This is a genomic window from Areca yellow leaf disease phytoplasma (genome assembly GCF_041920595.1).
Genome location: NZ_CP169277.1, coordinates 186,720 through 188,026 on the forward strand (window position 1 = coordinate 186,720; position 1,307 = coordinate 188,026).

General features: G+C 26.2%; 1 protein-coding gene. It reads left to right on the forward strand.

Going from position 1 to position 1,307, the window contains the following annotated elements; translation table 11 throughout:
* The first annotated feature begins 105 nt into the window (after positions 1-105).
* Positions 106-282, forward strand: coding sequence for a hypothetical protein (locus tag ACEW7V_RS01025; RefSeq protein WP_374695724.1), 177 nt, complete (start codon positions 106-108; stop codon positions 280-282).
* Positions 283-1,307: the final 1,025 nt, after the last annotated feature.

A 1,307-nucleotide genomic window follows, 5' to 3' on the forward strand; every position in this document is an offset into this window, starting at 1 on the left:
TTGTACTTCGTTCTGATTTACGTGGCTACTTCTTAAAGCCAACACCAAAAGCAAAGCTATTTATAATCAGAAATAATTTATGAAAGACATCGTCATCGTTTTGAGATAGATCCTCATTATGTTGCTTTATTTGAAAAAAATAATGATTTTATTTGTTTCTGGAATAAATCAAGAACAAAACTTTGTGAAATTATTGAGTTAAGCCATCATTGGTTTATTGCAGTACAATTTCATCCTGAGTTTTTTGTCAAGACCATTTTTATTTTTATCAACACATTTTAAGGGTTTGTTGAAGCGTCTTTATTAAATCAAAAAAATAAATAATTTATAAATGAAAAAACTACCTTAAAAGGTAGTTTTTTTATTATATCTGTAATAAAAACCCTTATTAAGGGTTTTTATTTAGTTAGGTATTAACTTTTCTTCACGAGTTTTTAATATTATGTTTTAAATAATTTTTTATATTTGAAAAAATTGTATCATCTACCTTATTATCATTTTTTTTAAATAATCATAAGCATCGTCTTTTGCTTTAACAATTTTTCGTATAGGTCTTTTTTCGCCGTATTCATTGTTAGGTGATTCTTTATAATATTCAATTGCGACATTTATTTACTGCTTCTAAATTAGTTTTAATGCTGGCAAGTTTGGAATTAACATTGCCTTTATTTTCTTCTTTTATTAACTTTTCAACTGAATTATACAAATTTTTGAGCTGCTTGTTTTGCTGAAACTTTTAGGAGAAAGCCAGTTAATAGGATTAAAGAAAATAAAGGCAATGTTAATTCAAACTTGACATTAAACTAATTTAGAAGCAGTAAATAAACACGTAATTGAATATTATAAAAATCAATTAACAATGAGCCTCTAAAAATTATTAAAGCAAAGACGATGCTTATGATTATTTAAAAAACGATAATAAACGAGATATTACAATTTTTCAAATATAAAGAGTATTTAAAACGATAATACCCGCTCAGAAAAAGGCCAATAATTTAACCGTCAAAATTTTCGTAAAGGTTTTATTACGAATATAACAAACTACGCTTTGCGTGGATTTTCATTTATAAATTATTTATTTTGATTTAACAAAGACGCTTCAACAAACCCAAATAAGTTAATGAACAATATTGACAAAACTTCGGGATGCCATAACAACAAACAAAGGATGGCACAACTCAGTAATTTCTGAAAGCACATTCTACGATTTATTCAGAGCAACAAATCATTATGGAACATAGTCGCTTGTGACGTATCTTTATAAATTATTTCTTGATTATAAAATAACTGCTGGTAATGGCTCAATA